The sequence below is a fragment of the Pseudonocardia sp. DR1-2 genome (assembly GCF_023717215.1).
Taxonomy (GTDB): Bacteria; Actinomycetota; Actinomycetes; order Mycobacteriales; family Pseudonocardiaceae; genus Pseudonocardia; species Pseudonocardia alni.
The window spans coordinates 515905-534238 of sequence record NZ_JAMQOF010000001.1; the positions used below are offsets into that span (position 1 = coordinate 515905).

At 75.2% G+C, this 18334-nt stretch carries 18 protein-coding genes; 8 read left to right on the forward strand and 10 right to left on the reverse strand.

Features of this window, described 5'->3' with window-relative positions; genetic code table 11:
* Positions 1 to 36 precede the first annotated feature (36 nt).
* Together ND486_RS02430 and ligD are read right to left on the reverse strand one after the other, a co-directional pair.
* Positions 37 to 804, reverse strand: coding sequence for a glycerophosphodiester phosphodiesterase family protein (locus tag ND486_RS02430; protein WP_251782543.1), 768 nt, complete (start codon positions 802 to 804; stop codon positions 37 to 39).
* Between the two features lie 5 nt (positions 805 to 809).
* Positions 810 to 2768 (reverse strand): non-homologous end-joining DNA ligase, encoded by a 1959-nt coding sequence (gene ligD / locus ND486_RS29515; protein ID WP_308215793.1) that lies wholly within the window; start codon positions 2766 to 2768, stop codon positions 810 to 812.
* Positions 2769 to 2881: 113 nt separating this feature from the next.
* Between ligD and ND486_RS02445 the strand changes: the two genes are divergently transcribed.
* Positions 2882 to 3109, forward strand: a complete 228-nt coding sequence (locus ND486_RS02445) for a DUF3072 domain-containing protein (RefSeq protein WP_251782545.1) — start codon at positions 2882 to 2884, stop codon at positions 3107 to 3109.
* Positions 3110 to 3187: 78 nt separating this feature from the next.
* On the opposite strand, the gene ND486_RS02450 is transcribed toward ND486_RS02445, so the two are convergent.
* Positions 3188 to 3937: an SDR family NAD(P)-dependent oxidoreductase gene (locus ND486_RS02450; RefSeq protein WP_251782547.1), complete on the reverse strand. Its 750-nt coding sequence runs from the start codon at positions 3935 to 3937 to the stop codon at positions 3188 to 3190.
* Between the two features lie 123 nt (positions 3938 to 4060).
* Here ND486_RS02450 and ND486_RS02455 point away from each other — a divergent pair, with 123 nt between their 5' ends.
* Both ND486_RS02455 and serA read left to right on the forward strand, forming a co-directional pair.
* Complete coding sequence (locus ND486_RS02455) at positions 4061 to 4972, forward strand: LysR family transcriptional regulator (RefSeq protein ID WP_251782550.1); 912 nt, start codon at positions 4061 to 4063, stop codon at positions 4970 to 4972.
* Between the two features lie 141 nt (positions 4973 to 5113).
* The gene (gene serA, locus ND486_RS02460) at positions 5114 to 6313 is read left to right on the forward strand and encodes a phosphoglycerate dehydrogenase (RefSeq protein WP_062395041.1); all 1200 of its coding nucleotides are present in this window, start codon (positions 5114 to 5116) and stop codon (positions 6311 to 6313) included.
* Between the two features lie 4 nt (positions 6314 to 6317).
* On the opposite strand, the gene ND486_RS02465 is transcribed toward serA, so the two are convergent.
* Positions 6318 to 6797: a hypothetical protein gene (locus ND486_RS02465; protein ID WP_062395039.1), complete on the reverse strand. Its 480-nt coding sequence runs from the start codon at positions 6795 to 6797 to the stop codon at positions 6318 to 6320.
* Positions 6798 to 6985: 188 nt separating this feature from the next.
* On the reverse strand, positions 6986 to 7471 hold the full coding sequence (locus ND486_RS02470) for a GNAT family N-acetyltransferase (RefSeq protein ID WP_251782552.1): 486 nt from the start codon (positions 7469 to 7471) through the stop codon (positions 6986 to 6988).
* A gap of 356 nt (positions 7472 to 7827) precedes the next feature.
* Between ND486_RS02470 and ND486_RS02475 the strand changes: the two genes are divergently transcribed.
* Positions 7828 to 8358, forward strand: a complete 531-nt coding sequence (locus tag ND486_RS02475) for an Lsr2 family protein (RefSeq protein ID WP_308215794.1) — start codon at positions 7828 to 7830, stop codon at positions 8356 to 8358.
* 37 nt (positions 8359 to 8395) lie between these two features.
* Here the strand turns inward: ND486_RS02475 and ND486_RS02480 are convergent, their stop codons facing one another.
* Positions 8396 to 11812 carry an arabinosyltransferase domain-containing protein gene (locus ND486_RS02480; RefSeq protein ID WP_251782554.1) on the reverse strand — a complete coding sequence of 1139 codons (3417 nt, stop codon included), beginning with the start codon at positions 11810 to 11812 and terminating at the stop codon, positions 8396 to 8398.
* A 53-nt stretch (positions 11813 to 11865) separates the two neighbouring features.
* Complete coding sequence (locus ND486_RS02485) at positions 11866 to 12519, reverse strand: antibiotic biosynthesis monooxygenase (protein ID WP_251782556.1); 654 nt, start codon at positions 12517 to 12519, stop codon at positions 11866 to 11868.
* 111 nt (positions 12520 to 12630) lie between these two features.
* Here ND486_RS02485 and ND486_RS02490 point away from each other — a divergent pair, with 111 nt between their 5' ends.
* The 4 genes from ND486_RS02490 (at position 12631) to ND486_RS02505 (ending at position 15728) form a co-directional block, all read left to right on the forward strand.
* Positions 12631 to 13083 carry a GNAT family N-acetyltransferase gene (locus ND486_RS02490; protein WP_251782558.1) on the forward strand — a complete coding sequence of 151 codons (453 nt, stop codon included), beginning with the start codon at positions 12631 to 12633 and terminating at the stop codon, positions 13081 to 13083.
* A 470-nt stretch (positions 13084 to 13553) separates the two neighbouring features.
* Complete coding sequence (locus ND486_RS02495) at positions 13554 to 13985, forward strand: hypothetical protein (protein ID WP_251782560.1); 432 nt, start codon at positions 13554 to 13556, stop codon at positions 13983 to 13985.
* Positions 13986 to 14083: 98 nt separating this feature from the next.
* On the forward strand, positions 14084 to 15040 hold the full coding sequence (locus ND486_RS02500) for a triacylglycerol lipase (protein WP_251782562.1): 957 nt from the start codon (positions 14084 to 14086) through the stop codon (positions 15038 to 15040).
* A gap of 19 nt (positions 15041 to 15059) precedes the next feature.
* Positions 15060 to 15728: a pentapeptide repeat-containing protein gene (locus tag ND486_RS02505; RefSeq protein ID WP_157818222.1), complete on the forward strand. Its 669-nt coding sequence runs from the start codon at positions 15060 to 15062 to the stop codon at positions 15726 to 15728.
* Between the two features lie 6 nt (positions 15729 to 15734).
* On the opposite strand, the gene ND486_RS02510 is transcribed toward ND486_RS02505, so the two are convergent.
* From ND486_RS02510 to ND486_RS02520, 3 genes are all read right to left on the reverse strand, one after another.
* Complete coding sequence (locus tag ND486_RS02510) at positions 15735 to 16361, reverse strand: hypothetical protein (protein ID WP_251782564.1); 627 nt, start codon at positions 16359 to 16361, stop codon at positions 15735 to 15737.
* 69 nt (positions 16362 to 16430) lie between these two features.
* Positions 16431 to 17042, reverse strand: a complete 612-nt coding sequence (locus tag ND486_RS02515; protein WP_251782566.1) for a hypothetical protein — start codon at positions 17040 to 17042, stop codon at positions 16431 to 16433.
* Positions 17043 to 17369: 327 nt separating this feature from the next.
* The gene (locus ND486_RS02520) at positions 17370 to 18236 is read right to left on the reverse strand and encodes a hypothetical protein (RefSeq protein WP_251782568.1); all 867 of its coding nucleotides are present in this window, start codon (positions 18234 to 18236) and stop codon (positions 17370 to 17372) included.
* Positions 18237 to 18334 lie beyond the last annotated feature (98 nt).

Genomic DNA, 18334 nt, shown 5'->3' on the forward strand with positions numbered 1-18334 from the left:
CCCGGCCTCCGATCATCTACGCAGGCGCCCACCCGGTCAGCTCCCGACGACGTCGAGCAGCCGGTCCGGCCGGTCGGACAGCAACCCGTCCACCCCGAGGGCCAGCAGCCGTCGCATCTGCTCGGTCTCGTCCACCGTCCACACGTGCACCTCGTGCCCGGCCCGGTGCGCCGCCTCGACGAACCGGCGGTCCGACGCCACCGGGATCGGCCCGAACATCGGCGGGACCTGCGCGAACACCCCCGCCGACGCCGGCAGCAGCCGGCCCGGGACGCCCCACGCGCGGGCCCGCAGCGCCACCACCTCGGCCTGCCCCATCGACGTGCACAGCCTCGGCCCGGCCAGCGTCCGGGCGACGCCCAGCCAGCGGGCGGAGAACGAGCCCAGGCACACCCGGTCCCAGGCGTCGGCGGCGTCGAGCACCGCCAACGTCGGCGCGACGACCTCGGCCGACTTCAGCTCGATCGTCACCCGCACCCCGGGGACCGCGTCGAGCACCTCGGCCAGCCGCGGCAGCGGCTCGGTGCGTTGTGTCCCCGTGACCCGCACGGTGTCGAGCTCCGCGGCGGGGCGCGCGTCGATCCGGCCGGTGCCGTCGGTGGTGCGGTCCAGCGTCGGGTCGTGGTGCACGAACGGCACCCCGTCGGCGCTGGCGTGCACGTCCATCTCGACGTAGCGCAGACCGTGGTCGGCGGCGGCGGTGAACGCGGCGACGGTGTTCTCGCAACCGGCCAGCTCCCCGATGTGCCAGCCACGGTGGGCGTAGGCGCGGGGGTGCGGACCGTCGAGGTACGGGTGGTGCACGGCGGTCAGCCTGGCACCTGCCCGATCACGCCACCACGGGGGAGCCGGAAACCCTCGGTGTCGATCAGGGGACGCATGAGGTCCCCGTGCGTGTCCAGCCGGGCCGGCAGGTCGTCGAGGGTGAACACGAGGTCCGCGGGCTCGCGGCAGCCCTCGACCTCCGCCCACGTCACCGGGGTCGCGACGGTGGGTCGCTCGCGGCCGCGCAGCGAGTACGAGGCGATGGTGGTCTTGGCGGTGTTGTTCTGACTCCAGTCGACGAAGACCTTGCCGCGCCGACGGGCCCGGGTCATCACCGCGATCACCTCGCGCCGGTGCTCCTCGGCCAGCCGCTCGGCCACCTCGCGGGCGAACCCGCTGGTCCGCTCCGGATCGGTGACCCGCACCGGCAGGTAGAGCTGCATCCCCTTGCCGCCCGACGTCGACGGGTACGCCACGAGTCCGTGCTCGTCGAGCAGGTCCCGCACCCACAGCGCCACCCGGCAGCACTCCACGATCGTCGTGCCCTCGCCCGGGTCCAGGTCGAACACCACGCGGTCCGGCGGGTGGCGTCCGTCGCGCGGGCCCAGGCGCCACTGCGGCACGTGCAGCTCCAGCGCGGCCAGGTTCGCCGCCCAGGCCAGTCCCTCGGCGTCGGCGAGGACCGCGAAGTCCGCGGACTCCGACCGGCCGCCGGGCGTCCCGACGCGGGCGGTGCGCAGCCAGCCCGGCGCGTGCCGGGCCACGTTCTTCTCGAAGAACGACGACCCCTCCACCCCGTCCGGCCAGCGCTTGAGCGTCGCCGGCCGGGCGTCGAGGTGCGGCACCATCACCTCGGCGACGGCCAGGTAGTGCCCCAGCACGTCGGCCTTGGTCGTGCCGGTGGCGGGGTAGAGCACCTTGTCCGGGTTGGACAGCGACGCCCGCCCGTACCCCTCCCGTCGCGCGGCCCCGCGCTGTGCCGTCCTCCGGCTCGCCCCGTCCACCCGGACCTCCCGCCAGTCGTCGGCCGCGCCCTCGGGGTACCCGGATCCGGCCCGGACGGCGACCACCCCGGGCAGGCCCTGGTCGCGCACCGCGTCGAGCAGCCGGGCGCCCGCGTTCGGGTACGACGGCGCCGCCCGCCGGTGCGGCCCGTCCAGCGGCAGCTCCTCCAGCAGCGCGCGACGCTCCTCGGCGGGCAGCGCCCGGACGTCGCGGCCGCCGGTGTGCAGGACGTCGGCCACCCACAGCTCGCCGCGGCCGGTCAGCTCGGCGTCGAGCAGGTGCCCCCCGGCGCCCAGGGCGGGCCCCAGGCCCCGCAGCGCACCCGGCGGGTCGAACGGCTCCCCGGCCCGGCCGTCGTCGTCCACGGGGCGCAGGGAGAGCCGGCCGCCGTCCACCCGCACCAGCACCCGGCGGCCACCGAAGACCGGGCGGACCGTCCAGCCGTCCCCGGTGGGCAGCCGGTCGGCGGGGCGGGGGACGGCCAGGACGACGTCGTGGGGGAGCGGCTCACCCCCGGCGTCCATGCCGTCGGGCTGGTCCCGGGTGCGGCGCAGCAGCCAGTTGTCCTTCCGTCCGCCGGAGCTGCGGTGCAGCAGCACGAAGCGGCCGCGGACGCGCCCGCCGTGCAGGACGAACGCGATCTCGCGGTCGTTCCACTTCTCGGTGTCGTAGCGGCCGTGGTCCCAGATCGCCATCCCGCCGCCGCCGTACTCGCCGCGCGGGATCTCCCCGGAGAACTCGAGGTACTCCAGCGGGTGGTCCTCGGTCCGCACGGCCATCCGGACGGTCTCGGAGTCCTCGGGCAGTCCCTTGGGGACCGCCCACGACGCCAGGACGCCGTCGCGTTCGAGCCGCAGGTCCCAGTGCAGCGCCGTCGCATGGTGCTCCTGGACGACGAACCGGTCGCCGATGGTGCCCGGCGGCCCGGCGTCGTGCTCGGGCACCGGCTCGGGCGTGCGCCGCGCGTCGCGCCGGCGGCGGTACTCGTCGAGGGGCACAGCGGCAGCGTAGTGACCGGCACCGACACCGACCGGTTCGTCGTTATGACAGTTCCGGTGGGGCCGGGACGGCTCGACGTGCGGGGAGTGCCGGTCGAAGATACGTTCGACCCATGACCAACGACCACAGCACCGACGCCGTCGACCCCGGGACGGCCGAGAAGGACCCCGCGGACTGGACGACCGGCGACGAGCCGATGACCGGTCCGCAGCGTTCCTACCTGGAGACGCTGCTGCAGCAGGCCGGGCAGGACGCCCCGGAGGACCTGGAGAAGCTGACCAAGGCAGAGGCCTCGAAGCGGATCGACGAGCTGCAGGACGCGACCGGCCGCGGGAACTGAGCCCGCGCACGCCACGGCGGCACGGTCGCGAGCCGGCGACCGTCGCCGTCGGCGCGCTCCTCGTTGCCACGACACCGATCAGACCTGGGCCATGCCGCCGTCCACGCAGAGTTCGGCGCCGGTCATGAAGGTGCTGTCCTCCGAGGCGAGGAACAGGGCCGCACCGGCGAGCTCGTCGGGCCGGCCGAGGCGGCCCAGCGGGACGTGCGTCGCCATCCGGGCGCGCAGCTCGGTGGGGTCCTCGCCGAAGTACTCGGCCTGTCCGTCGATGATGGAGGTGTCGAAGGGTCCCGGGGTCAGCACGTTGACGCGCAGACCGCGACCGCCGAACTCGGCGGCCCACATGCGCGCGTAGGACCGCACCGCCGCTTTCGCGGCGCTGTAGGTCGTCGACCCGGGAAGACCCTTGGTGCTCTGGACCGACCCGACGAGGACGATCGACCCGCCGACCGGCATGAGCGGCAGCATCGTCTGGACGGTGAACATCGTCCCGCGCGCGTTGATGTCGAAGGTGCGGTCGAAGTGGTCCTCGGTGACCTCGCCGAGGTCGGCTCGCTCGATCATGCCCGCATTGGCGATGAGGACGTCGAGGCGCCCGGCCTGCCCGCGGATGTTCTCGGCGAGATCCGCGAGGTCGGCTGCCGACGTGGAGTCCGCGGGAACCGCCGTGACCTTGCCGGCGATCGACGCGGCCGCGTCGTCGAGTACGTCCTTCCGGCGACCTGTGATGAACACGTGGGCACCCTCGGCCGCGAATCGCGCGGCGATCGCATGACCCAGCCCCGCCCCTCCGCCGGTGACGAGGGCGACCTTGTTGTCGAGACGCATTCCCGTTCCTTCTCCGTTCGATCGACCAGTAGGCACGGACCGAACGGTGACACCGGATCGACATAGGCACAATCAGTCTGTCACTATGTTTGCCATAGAGTGTGTCTATCGGGGTGGTGCGGCGTGAACCTGCGGCAGTACGAGTACGCGTTGACCGTGGCCGAGGAGGGCAGCATCACCGCCGCCGCCGAACGGCTGGGCATGGCGCAACCGTCGCTGTCCCAGCAGATCGGCACCCTGGAGAAGCAGGTCGGGGTGCGCCTGTTCACGCGCACCCCGCAGGGCATGAGTCCGACCGTGGCGGGGCGGGCGTTCCTGGCCGAGGCGGAGGTCGCCACGACGGCCTCCCGGCGGGCCTTCATCGCCGCCCGGGCTGCCGACGGTGACCTGTCGGGCGAGCTCGTGATCGCCGTCTATCTGGGGTTCGGGGCTCGTCAGCTTCCTCGCGCGCTCGGCGAGCTGCGTCGCCGGCATCCGCGCCTGCAGGTCACCATCCACGAGGAACCCGACCCGGCGGAGATGGAGCGACTCGCCCGGCAGGGCACGCTCGACATCGTCCTGGTGCACGAGATCCCGCCGGGTTGCCTGTTCGACGTGCGGGAGCTGGGTGAGGAGTCCTACGTCGCCGTGCTGCCCCCGGACCATCCGTTGCTGCGACGCGCCGAGCCGATCGCCCTCGACGACCTCGCGGGTGAGGGATGGGTGCGTTTCCGCCGTGCCAGCAAGCTCGACGAGTACCTGACCGGTCTGTTCGCCGACCACGGGCCGGCCCCGCGAACGGTCGGTCGGGCCTCACAGATCTCGACCGCGGTCAGACTCGTCGCAGAAGGTCTGGGGGTCACGGTGGTGCCGTTCTCCGCGGTACCCGACGGCTGGGAGCACCTGACGCGGCCGCTCCGGCCGGCCCTGTCGGAGCCGGTGCTCGCCGGCGTGCGACGCGCCCCGGGCGGAGCGGAGACGGCGTTGCTCGACCAGCTGATGCAGCAGGACTGGGGACGAACGGTTCACACGGCGACGGACGCACTGATCCGTTGAGCCGATAATGCACGTTATGACAGTTCGAGCGGTGCGGGCCTGCGCACCCGGGGTGACCCTCCTACCCCCGAACGGCGTCATGCCGCAAGGATCACCCGGCCCCGGTGCCTCCGGGACCTCCCGGCGTCCTAGGTTGGACGCGTGAAGGTCCTGCTGCTCGAAAACATCCACCCCGGCGCCGCCGAGGCGTTCCGACGCGACGGCTTCGAGGTCGAGACCCGGCCCGGGTCGCTCAGCGGCGACGAGCTGCACGACGCGCTCGCCGGCGTGCAGCTGCTCGGCATCCGCTCCAACACCACGATCACCGCCGAGGTGCTCGACGCCGCCAAGGACCTGCTGGCCGTCGGCTGCTTCTGCATCGGTACCAACCAGGTCGACCTCACCGCGGCCGCCGAGCGCGGCATCGCCGTGTTCAACGCGCCGTACTCGAACACGCGCAGCGTCGTCGAGCTGGTCATCGGTGAGATCGTCGTGCTGGCGCGGCGGCTGACCGAGAAGACCCAGCGGATGCACGAGGGCGTCTGGGACAAGTCCGCCAAGGGCGCGCACGAGTTCCGCGGCCGCACCCTGGGCATCGTCGGCTACGGCAACATCGGCACCCAGCTGTCCAACATGGCCGAGGCCATCGGCCTGCAGGTCGTGTTCTACGACACCGCCGACCGGCTCGCCCACGGCAACGCCCGGCGGATGCCGAGCCTGGACGCGCTGCTGGCCGAGTCCGACGTCGTCTCCATCCACGTCGACGGCCGCCCCGGCAACGCCGGCCTGTTCGGCGCTGAGCAGTTCGCCCGGATGAAGCCCCGCTCGATGTTCATCAACGCCTCGCGCGGCATGGTCACCGACGAGCACGCCCTGCGGGACAACATCCTGTCCGGGCACCTCGCGGGCGCCGCCGTCGACGTGTTCCCGGTCGAGCCCAAGGCCCAGGGCGACGAGTTCGACTCACCGCTGCGCGGCCTGGACAACGTCATCCTGACCCCGCACATCGGCGGGTCGACCCAGGAGGCGCAGGAGGGCATCGGCACCTTCGTCTCGCGCAAGATGCTCGACTTCGTGCAGCTCGGTGCCACTCCCCTGTCGGTGAACCTGCCCAACGTCGGCGCCCCGAACCCGCCCGGGGTGTTCCGGACCGCCTACCTGCACACCAGCACCCCCGGTGTGCTCGCCGACATCAACCGGCTGCTGGCCGACGCCGGCGTCAACGTCGTCGGGCAGTCGCTGTCCACCGGCGGCGACCTCGGCTACGTCCTGACCGACACCGACCAGGTCCTGCCCGAGGACGTGCTCTCGGCGCTCCGCCGGGCCGCCCAGACCGTCTGGCTGCGGTCCTACCGGCTCTGAGCGCTCAGGCGCAGGCGTTCGCGCCGTACTCCTCGACGTCGGAGGGGTGCATCGGGCCGTGCACCCCGTGGAAGACGACGAACTCGACGCCGGTCGGGCGGTGGAACAGCCCGCCCGTCCGGCGCCGGTACACCAGCGGCGCGCAGCGGTACCCGAACAGTGCGCGCGCCCACCCCTCGGCCTCGCCGCGCGCCAGCGGCTCCGACCCGGTGACGGCGAGCTCCCAGATCCCCACGCCGGTCGCCGGGGAGCTCCGGTCCGGTGCGGTCGAGGCCACCAGCGTCAGCTCACCGGTCCCCCGCATCGCCGGGACGACGGTCCGCGCGCGGTGCCAGTCGGCCACCGGGTGCGGGTAGGGGTAGGTCAGCAGGCCCTCGCGCAGCGCTGTCACGGGTCCCCCGTGCTGCTCGTGGATCAGCTGTGCCAGGTCCACCGACCGCTTGCGGCGCAGGTCGGCGTTGACCAGACCGGCTTCGACCGTCATCCCCGTGGCCTCATTTCCGTCCCCGCGTCCCGGGACGGACCTCCGGCGCTGAGGCGGCGCGGTGGGGCCCGACGCCCGGGTGGGAGGACCCTCGAACGGTCCGGCGTCGGCACCGTGTTCTACGGCTCGTAGAGCATTCTAGATCACGTGCGGCATCCGGGCGAGAGCGGGATCACATGATGGCCGGATCACACGAGGCGTCGGTAGTGCACGCTCAGCGGATCGACCGGGTAGTCGGCGAACGGCGGGCAGACGACGAAGCCGAAGCGCTCGTAGAGCCGCCGCGCCGGGGCCCAGTACTCCCCCGCGCCCGTCTCCAGGTACACCGCCCGGTGCCCCCGCCCGCGTGCCGCGTCGAGCAGCCGGGTCAGCACCGCGGCGCCGACGCCGCGACCGCGGGCCCGCTCGGCCGTCCGCATGGACTTGATCTCCGCTGCCGGGTGCTCGGGCACCGACCCGGCCGCCAGCTCGCTCAGCGCGCCGCAGCCGAGGAGGGTGCCGTCGTCGTCGCGGGCGGCCCAGACGGTCACACCGGGCCCGCGGAGTCCGTCGAGGTCCAGCGCGTGTGTGCTCTCCGGCGGACCCTGGGCGCGCATGTCGGAGAGGTGCCCTGCCAGGAACCGCCGGATCTGCGCTCCGGACAGGTCGTCGACGTCGATCTGCACGTGCTCCATCCTGGACCCTCCCCCGGCGGGCACGGCTCAAGAATTGCTCAAATACCGCGCCGACCCATTCGGCACGCTCCTATCGTCGGTACATCGCACTTTCACCGGCGGCGGGTGGCCGCGTACCGACCGGCGAGGAGAACACCGTGAGCGCAGTCGTCGCAGTACTGCTGGTCATTGTCCTGATCGGCCTCGCCGTCCTTATCGGAACGCTCCGTGAGGTGCGTCCGACCAGGCCGAGTGTGGTCCGGGCGCGGGACTTCCGCCGTTCCGCCCGGCCGGGCGCCCACGATTAGGAGGACCTCCGTCGTTATGCTTCCGGAGATCCCGGGTGAATCCGGGGCGGCGAACCGGGAGGAACTGCAGTGGCGAAGGTCGAGACGATCCGGCTGGTCGACGACATCACCGGCGGCGACGCCGACGAGACCGTCGATTTCGGGCTCGACGGCCGCCGGTTCGAGATCGACCTGACCGCGGACAACGCCGCGGCGCTGCGGGACGCGCTCGCCCCGTTCGTCGGGGTCGCGCGTGCCGCGGGGTCCCCGCGCACCGGACGCAACGCGGGCGTGTCCGCGCCGTCGGCCGGGCGCAGCGGTGCGGACGGCTCGGACGCCGCGACCCGCGAGCACAACCGCGCGGTGCGGGCCTGGGCCCGGGAGAACGGCTGGACGCTGTCCGAGCGGGGCCGTATCCCGTCCGAGGTCGTCGAGGCCCACCGCCGCGCCCGGGACGGCGACGCCGCGGGCGACACGCCGCAGGGCCCGGTCACCGGCGAGCCCGCCGCCGAGGCCGTGCCGGCGGCGCGGGCCGTCCCGGACAGCGAGACCGGGGACGAGGCCCCCGCGGAGCGCAGGCAGCCCTCCGCCGCGGCACCCGCGGTCGAGTTCAGCGGCTGACCCCGCTCCCCGGGCCGGTCCGGCCCGGGGCCCGTCGTCACCGGCTCGGTGACGGGATGCCCGGCGGCGGCGCCGGCAGCGGACCGGAGCTGTAGAGCCCGGAACGGTCCACGTCGCGACGTTCCAGGGTCGGCGCGACCGCGTTCGGCCGGTACGGCTGGATCGCCTGCACCTTGCCCCAGTCCCGGCCCGGGTCGCCCTCGAGGTAGGTGGGCAGCTCCGCCTGCTTGCCGATCACGGTGATCCAGCCCAGCGGGCCGCCGGCCTGCGGGGACGACCAGCCCTCGCCGTCGCCGCGCATCTGGCTGCCGTCGGCCTGCAGCCGGTAGGCCGGGACCTCGGCGATCCCGCCCGAGGTGCGGAACGGGTGCAGGCACGGGCTGGCCAGCGACACCGGGTACTCCAGGAACATCGGCTGGTCGCCCACCACCTGCGACAGCGGCGCCAGCTGCGGCGCGCGCAGCGGTGCGACGGCGAGCCACCCGTCGGCGCCGAGCGAGTTGTCCTGCACGACCATCCGGACCTCGGTCGCCGCGCGGGCGGTGTCGGGCAGGTCGAAGCGCAGCTCGCGCCACGGCATCTCCTCCCCCCGGCCGTCGTCGAGGGTGGTCTGCTCGACCACGCGGACCCGCCCGTCGGACAGCCGCGTCGCGTACTGGACGGTGAGCCGGTTCCCGTTGCCCAGGCGCCCGGCCGCGGTGACGACCAGCGGCGTGGTGCCGGCGCGCTGTTCGGCGGTCAGCATCACCCAGGGGGTCCGCAGGGTGCCGGTGTTGCGGTCGCCGCGGGGCAGGTAGCTGCCGAACGCGGGCGCCGCGTCGCTCCCCAGGCCGCCGGACAGGACGTACTCGAACCCGGAGGCCCCGGTCCCGCCGCCGGTCGGCGGGATGCCGTTGCGGACGAAGCCGCTGCCCCCGCTGTTGGGGTCGAGCAGCTGGGCGTCGGGGCTGTTCGCGGGGACGACGCCCGGCGGCAGCGGTGCCGGGGTCGAGGTCGGCTCCCCCGGCGGGGGCGGCGGGGCGACGGTCGGGAGCAGCCCGGAGCGGGCCGGAGCGGCCATCCCGGTCGGTTCCGGGGCGGGGGGCAGCACGCCGTCGACGGGGCGGCGCTCGGCGAACACCTGGCTGGCGAGCCCGCAGGACCCGCCGAACGGGTGGGACAGCGCGTCGGCGCCCATCGTCCAGGTCCCGGAGCGGTCCTGGATGGCCGAGACCATCGACCACACGTTGAACGTGACCAGGAGTCCGCACAGCACCGCCAGCGGTGCCGAGGTCAGCCGCAGCCGCCGTGTCGCCCGCAGCGCCGACGACGCGTCGCGGCGCCAGTCCCGGGCCCGGACCCAGCGGCCCAGCAGCGGGATCCGGCCCAGTGCCCGCTCGACACCCGCCAGCTGGTCGGGATGACGCTCCTCGCGGATCCCGCGCAGGTGCTCGACACCGGCGCCCGCGGCGAGCAGCAGCGCGACGAGCAGCAGGATCGTGGAGAGCTCGTAGCCGGCGACGGTGACCTGCTCGCCGGCCCACGGCACGCCCCAGTTGTTCGTGTACCACCACAGGTTCGGCCCGGCCGCGGACAGCGCCGCCACCAGGAACACCGCGGACAGGAACGCGAGCCGGTTGCGCAGCGAGCGCAGGACGTCCGAGCCGGTGGCGATCGCGGCGAGCGCCACCATGCCCGAGCCGAGGCCGACCAGGTCGCCGAAGTGGTGGGTCCACTTCGTCGGGGTCAGCGCGAAGATCAGCAGCGCGATCACGGTGCTGCCGATCAGGCGCTGGGCCGGCCCGAGCGCGGCGCCCGGGATGCGGTTGCGCCGGATCAGCACGACCACGCACGCCAGCAGGCAGAGGATGACCAGCAGGATCGGGAACCGGCGCGCGATGGACCCGTCCGCGAGCCCCTCGAACAACGGCGCGTAGCGCTGGGCGATCTCGGTGTACCACGGCCAGTCCGGTCCGATGTCGGACCGCAGCCGGGTGGAGTCGATCACCGCGGCCCAGCTCTGGTCCGCCCAGGCGATCATCAGGATCGCGGTGCCCGAGGCCAGCAGCGGCGCGAGCACCGGCACCGCGCCGACGGCCCGGATGCGGGCCGCGAGCAGGTGCCACAACGGACGCACACCGGCGATGAACGGCGCGATCGCGATCAGCCCGGCCGGGTTCGCCCCGACCGCCATCGACGCCGCGAACAGGCCGAGCGCGACCGGGAGCAGCCGCTGCAGGGCCAGCGCCCGCTCGACGCAGACCAGCGCCAGCAGCGAGCACACGACGACGACCGGCTCGGGCCGCAGCCCGGAGTTGTAGGCCATCCAGAACGCCAGGAACACCATGCCCGCGGCCCAGGTGGCGGCGCGGGAGCGGCGGGCCTGACGGCCCAGGCGCGGGAGCAGGCCGCGGGAGACCAGCCACCAGGCCATGATCCCCATCAGCACCGAGGGCAGCCGCAGCCACAGCAGCGAGTCCGAGACCCGCACCCACAGCGCGTAGAGGTCGTAGAACCAGCCGAACGGCGCCTCCGCGGCGTCGTACCAGCGGTAGTAGTTGCCGACGTAGCCCGAGGTGGGGACGTCGCGGACGATGCCGAGGGTGAACCCGTCGTCGGAGGTCTGGCCCCCGATCGCGGCCCACCCGACCAGCACCACCGTGACGATCAGGTCGATCGGCCGGGGCCTCGCACGGGACCACCAGCGGCGCAGCCGCGGCGGCCACCGCCCGGCGAGACCGCCGATGGCGTCGCGCCCCGCCCGGTGCGGGCTGCGGCCCAGGTGCCGGTCGACGCCGGCCAGCGCGAGCAGCGAGCCCAGCAGCGCCACCACGGCGACGACGGTGGCCGCGGTCTTCCACACCGACGGGCTGGTGTCGAAGCGGGTGTCCGGGGTGACCCGGACCGCGGTACCGGCCGTCGGGTCGAGCGCGGTGTCCAGGTCGGAGTAGATCCCCACGACCTGCGGCCGCAGGTCGCCCTCGAAGGTCTGCGCGCCGGAGCCAAGGTCGATCGTGGTGGACGTGCCGTCGGAGGTGATCCGGACCTCCGACGGGCCGGCCCGCAGCGGCGCCGTGGCGAGCTGCTGGCCGCGGTCGACCAGCGCCAGCTGGCCGTCGGCGACGGTCAGGACCATCCCGGAGCGGGCGCCCTCCGGCGACTCCGGCGGAACGGTCGACAGCACCGTGGCGGAGCCGTCGGTGCGGTCGTCGAGGCTGCGGATCGCGTCGGCGGGGACGACCACGGACATCGTCTCCGGGCGCAGCGCGACCAGCGGCGCGTTGACGTCGGCGGTGCCGTCCGTCACCGACGGCCAGACGATCGTGGTCGTGTGCTGCACCACGGGCAGGAAGGGCACCGCGACGGCGAGCACGAACGCCAGGAGGCCGAGCCGGCCCGCCCAGCGCAGGCGTCGACGGTCGCGGAGCGTGTCGACCGGAGCCGGCGCGGCGACCGTCGCTTCGGAGGTGAGCACCGAACGACGGTAGCGGCCTCGCTCCGTGTGATCCGGGGAGCCCCCGGGGGTGATCAGCCCACCGGGACGTGGTGCCGGTCGCGGAACCGCCTGCCCTGCAGCCACCACCCGAGGACGCGGGTGATCCAGGGCAGCATCACGTACACCATGACCGGGGTCAGGACGATCGTCGTGACCGCCAGCCGCGGCACGACGGGCCAGTCCGCGAGCAGCGCGCCGAGGGTCACCGTGGCCAGGAGGTTCATCGGGAAGAAGACGAGCCAGATCGTCGTCGCCTGCTTCCAGCGCGGCGGTGTGACCTGGGGCGGGCCGGCGGCCTCCACCGCGGTGGGCTGGTCGAACCAGCCCTCGATCCCGGTGCGGCGCTCGGCCCGGGTCATCTCCGCCAGGCCCTGTGCGGACCCGAGCCACCAGCGGCGCTCCGGGCTGGCCTCCCAGCGCCCGAGCGACTCCGGGGAGTCGAAGCGGGCGAGCATGTGCCACTCGTCGGAGCCGTCGCGGCTGCGGACCCAGCCGCCGCCGAGGAAGCCGGGGAACCCCTCGGCCATGAGCAGACCGGAGCGGATCCAGGCGGTCATCTCCGCGGCGTGACCGGGGTCGGCGCGACGGGTGAACGAGACCGTGACGGGGTCGCCGCCGGTCGGAGCGGGAGCGGACGCGGCGGCGGGGGTGGTGCCGTCGGCCCGGTCGCGGGTGTCGAGGGACATGCCCCTCATGGTGACCGCTGACCCGGCGGACTCCCAGCCCGGCCGCACGACATCACTCCGGGACACTCGGGGAGCCCGCTCCCCCGCCGTCCCGCGCCGAGAGGTCCCGCCGTGCCCGTACCCGTCCTGCGCCGGGCCACGGCCCGTGACGTGCCGTCCGTCGTCGCGCTGCTGGCCGACGACCCGCTCGGCGCCACCCGGGAGACCCCGGAGGACCTGGCGCCCTACCTCGCCGCGTTCGCCGAGCTCGACGCGGACCCGCGACACCTGCTCCTGGTCGCCGACGACGACACGGTCGTCGGGACCCTGCAGCTCAGCCTGCTGCCGGGCCTGGCCCGCCGCGGCGCGCTGCGGGCACGGATCGAGGCCGTCCGGGTGGCCGCGGGCCGGCGCGGCGACGGGCTCGGGGCGACCATGGTCCGGTACGCCGTCGACGAGGCCCGTCGACGTGGCGCGGCGCTCGTCCAGCTCACCTCCGACCGGTCCCGTACCGACGCCCATCGGTTCTACGAGCGCCTCGGGTTCCTCCGGACCCACGACGGCTTCAGCCTCCCCCTCACCTGACGGACGCTCCCCCGGGCCGGCCTGGTCTGGTCCTGGCGGGTCTGTTGTCGCTGTTTCGATGACGACGAGAAGGCGTCAATGAAACATTGACCGTAGAGGAAGCCACGGCGCCGACGGCAGGGATCCGGACCACGAGCGGGTCTCGACAGCCGTGGAGGGCATCCCGGTCCGCCCCCGTCCGGCCGCACCCGGGGGGTTCAGCGGGCCCTGGACCGGCCCGGTCGTGTGTGGCCGCCGGATGGTCCACCCCCACCGCGGCGGCCCGCACAGGGCCGTCCAGGGCGCTCCCAGCGCCTCCTGGGCCTCCTGGGCCTCCTCCGGCGACGACCCGTACCCCGGGGCCCCCGTGGTGCCACCGGCGCGTGGCCCGGTCGCCGGCACCGCGGTCGTCGTCGTGGCCCGCTCCCCCGCGACACGCCGGTGTCGCGCAACGGTTGACCGCGCGTACGCGTCAATGAACCATTGACATCATGAGGTACGAGGAAGCGCAGCGCTGGCTGGAACGGGCCGACCCCTCGATCGCGAGGAAGCGGGAGTCCATCACCGAACAGCTGGACGGGATGAAGGAGCGGGCGGCCGACGGCGTCCTCACCCACGACGGGGCGGCCGCCTGGTACGCCCTGGTGCAGGAGATGCGCCGGCTGGCCGACTACTACGAGCGCGACCTGATCCGCACCCTGCGGGCCGGCGGGATGACCTGGAAGGAGGTCGCCGACGCCGTCCAGGCCCAGCTGTCGAGCCGTCAGGCGGCCCAGGCCAAGTGGAAACGCCTGGTCGACCCGACCCGGCGGACCACCAACGGGAACATGCGCCGCGGCGGACGTCCCCGCCAGGACCAGGTCCCCCGGCACGACGGGTCCACGGAGCCGGACGGGAGCGCCGGTCAGGATCGGACGGAGTAGTCACCCCTCCCCCGGACGGCCCTGTCCGGTGACGGTGCGCAACCTCCGGTGACCGTCGTCGTTGATCCTCGTGACGACGGCATCCGAGGAGGCGGCTGGTGGCTGGACAGGGCAACGACCGGCGCAGGTGGGCGGCGGTCGTCTCGATCGCGGTCGCGGTGTGCACGGTCGGCCTCGCGCTGGTCCCGCCCGCCCAGGCGGCGGCACCGGAGCCCGAGCAGGTCGCCTCGGTGCAGGACCTGCTGGACCCCTCCCCACCCGGGTCGAACGACTGGGGCTGCCGGCCGTCGGAGGCGCACCCGGAGCCGGTCGTCCTCGTCCACGGCCTCTCGGCCAACCAGGGGACCAACTGGGCCTACATGGCCCCGCAGCTGGCCCAGCGCGGTTACTGCGTGTTCTCCCTGACCTACGGCCGCAACCCCCTGGCCCCGCCGCCGCTGACCCAGGTCGGCGGGCTCGCCCCGATGGAGGACAGCGCCGCCGAGCTCGCCGCGTTCGTCGACCGGGTGCGCGGGGCCACCGGTGCCGCGAAGGTCGACATCGTCGGCCACTCCGAGGGTTCGCTGATGCCGAACCACTACGTCCGGTTCCTCGGCGGCGCCGAGAAGGTCCGGCGCTACGTCGGCCTGACCCCGCTCTGGGACGGCACGAACACCGCCGGGCTGGCGTTCCTCAACCGCACCGGTGAGCAGCTCGGCCTCGGCCCGGCGGTCGGCACCGTCCTCGACCCGCTGTGCGCGTCCTGCCGCCAGTTCCTGCGCGGCTCGGACTTCCTGCAGCGCATGAACTCCGACGGCGGGCCCCGCGCCGACGGCGTCGACTACACGATGATCCTCACCCGCTACGACGAGCTGGTCGTCCCCTACACCTCGGGCCTGCTCGACGGCGCGCACAACATCGTCCTGCAGGACGGCTGCCCCACCGACCTCGCCGAGCACGTCGCCGTCGCATTCGACCCGGTCACGCTGCAGCACGTGCTCAACGCGCTCGACCCGGCCCATGCGAACCCGGTGCGCTGCCTGCCGGTGGGCCCGGACGCACCCGCCGCATCCTGACCGTGCCACGCTGTCGCCCGTGACGGCGGTGACGACGGCGGAGGACCTGCTCGCGGCGGCCCGGGACGGCGTGGAGGTCGGCTCGGCCGTCCTGGACGAGACCGACCTGCGGGAGACCGACCTCGCCGGGCTGGTCCTGCGGGGCGGTTCGCTCGCCGGAGCCGATCTGCGCGGCGTGCGGCTGGACCGGGCGCGGATCACCGGGACGTCGCTGGCCGGGGCCGATCTGCGCGAGGCGGACCTGACCGACGCCGTGCTCGGCGGGGTCGACCTGTCCGGGGCCCGGCTGGCCGGGGCGACGCTCGGCGACACCCGGTTCACCGGCTGCCGGATGATCGGCACCGTCCTGCGCGGGCTGCGTGGGCTGACGGCGTCGTTCGTCCTGGACGACTGCTCGCTGCAGCTGGCCGACCTGCGCGACGTCGCGATGCGCGGGCTGCGGATCGCCGACTGCGACCTCTCCGAGGCCGATCTGTCCGGCGCCGACCTGCGCGACGTCCGGTTCGAGCGGTGCCGGCTGCGCGGCACGGTGCTGCGGTCCACCCGGCTCGACGGCGCCGACCTGCGGGGCTGCGATCTCGGCGAGGTCACCCCCGACACCCCGCGCGAGCTGCGCGGGGCGATCGTCTCCCCCACCCAGGCGGGCGCGATCTGCGCGGCGCTGGGACTGACAGTGCTCGAGCCGTAGGCCGGGTCAGCCGACGGGGCGGTCGAGACCGCCGCGGCGCATCGCGTCCTCGACCTGGCCGGCGATCCACGGGTCCTCGTCGCACTGCGGACCGGCCGCGGTGAGCGGGCCGAGCCGGACGACGTCCGCGGCGCGGCAGAGCGGCGAGGTGCCGGCGAGCTCGTCGTCGCCGGTCTGGTCGTCGGGGACGACGGGGCGCGAGGTGTCCGCGACCCGGTCCTGCCGGGCCGCCTCCTCGCGGTGGTAGGCGGCGAGCTCGGCGTCCCCGGCGGCGCGGGCCGCGTCGGCCCGGGACCGTGCCTGGTCGCGCAGCTCGGCGGCCACGGTGCTGACCTGGTCCGCGGTCCGTGCGTCGCCCGCGCGGGTGGCGGCGTCGCGGGCCCCGCCGACGGCGTCCAACACGATCTCGCCGCGCCCGGGGACAGCCACGGCGTCGGTCGGGTCGACCGCCGTGCCGTCGACCGCCGTGCCGTCGGCGGCCGCGGCGGTGGGGGTGACGTCCCGGGCCGGGTCCGTGCCGGCGGCGCCACCGACGAGGGCGGCCGCCAGCCCGGCACCGCCGACCAGCGGGACGGTGCCGAGAAGGGCCAGGCGGCCCGGCGTGGTGCGTGGACGTCGGTGCCGTGCGCTCATCGTGATCGCCTCCCGCACTGTCGGTAGCCGGAGCCGGAGGGGCTCAAACCTGCCTCGCCCGGCCGGGCCTCAGCAGGGGACGATCACGAACCGGACGACACGACAGACGACGCCCTCGGTGCGCGGGGCGTCCCCGGTCGGGGCGGGGGTGGCGGTCCGGGCGTCGTCGGGCGCGGTGCCGGTCGGCGGGGCCGGGGTGGTGGTCGGGGCGGGCGGGGTCGTGGGTGCCCCGGTCGGGGGGACGGCGGCGCGACGGCGCGCGTCGGCCTGCTCCCGGGCCCGTTGCGCGGCACGGTCCTGCGCCGCGCGCTGCTCCGCGGCCAGACGCTCCCGTGCGGCGGCCTCGGCGGCCCGGCGCTCCTCGGCGATCCGGCGGTCCTCGGCGATCCGGGCCGTGGCCGCCCGCACCGCCCCGTCGGCGACGGCGGCCGCGCGCGTCTCGCGGGCCGCGACCGGTGCCGTGGTGGGCGCGATCCCGGTGCCGGAGCCGTACCAGCGCGACGGCATCGGGATCGACGAGGCGTCGTCGACGGTCGGGCCGGACGCGAAGGTCGGTACCGGGACGTGGTCGTCGACCCGCTGGTCCGCCGGAGCGAACCCGCCGAGGACCCCGGTCCCGAGGAGACCCGCGACGGTGACCGACGCGACCAGCACCACCGGGACGACCCCGGCCAGGGTCACGCGGAGACGCCGGCGGCCCCGCGGCGGCCGGGCCCGGCCCTCGACCGGTCGGGGCGCGTCCCACGGGCCGACGGGCGCCGTCGCGGACGCGCCCCGGGAGCGGGCAGCGGAGCTCGGCCACACCTCGGGCCCGGCGGGGTCCGGGCCGGCCGGGCCGGGCCCGCCCGGCATCCGGTGCCGGCCGGTCACGTGGTGGAGCCGCTCGCCGTGCGCATGGGGTGATCGTCACCGGCGGACGGCGGTACGGCCATGCACCGAACGGGTGTGTCGCCGTCGCGGGCCGTCCCGGTGGGGTGAACTGCGCGCCGCCCGGACGGGCGGCCGGGCTCAGCCCCCGAGCAGCGACAGCGCGGGTCCGGGCACCCGGACGTCGACGGGCGGGGTCTCGGCGATCCGCAGGCGCAGCCGGAGCAGCGCCCCGTCCGCGGCGCCGGTGTCCGGGTCGGCCGGTGTGACGGTGCCCGGGGAGACACCGGAGGAACCGCTGCCGGCCGGGTCCTCGTCCGGCGGCGCGGCGGACCGTGGGGCGGCCTGGGGCGGGACGGCCACGCGCGGGGCGGGCACCACCGGCCGCGGGACCGTCGGCCGGGACGGGGCGGACCACCCGGTGTCGTCGCCGGGTGCGGTGTCGTCGGCCGGGGGCGTGTCGTCCGGGGCGGTGTCGTCCGGGGCGGTGTCGTCCGGGGCGGTGTCGTCCGGAGCGGTGACCTGGCCGGGCGCCGGCGCAGGGCCCGTGCCGGGCGCGACCGCGAGGGGTCCGGGCGCGGTGCGGTCACCGGCCGTGCCGCCGGCCGGGCCCGCCGGAGCGGGGCCGTCCGCCCCGCCGGTCGTCGACGGCGGTGCGGCGGCGGCGCGCGACCCACCACCCCCGCCGGACCGGACCGGGCCGGACCCGCCGGTGGCCGTACCCGGCGACCCCGGCTCCCGGGGCGACCCCGCCGTGGAGCTCCGGGGTGCGGCGGCCGCGGCGTCGGCGGCCGCCCGCACCGGTGCCTGCGCGAGCGGTGCCGGGTCGGCCATCCGCGCCGGGGAGCCACCGCCGGGCACGGCTGGACCGGCGGCGAGCGGCGCGGCCGGGCCGGGGCCGGTCTGCTCCCCCTGCTCTCCCTGCGCCGCGACGGGCTGCTCCCCCGGCGTCACGGTGACGACGACCGCCGCGGCGACTGCGATCGCCCCGACCACGGGGACCGTCACGGCCAGGACCCGCCTGACCAGTCCGGCCCCCGCCGCCCTCCGGTGCCTGCCGCTCATCGCTCGGTCCTCCCCCACGTCCGGTACCGCCCCGCGTCACC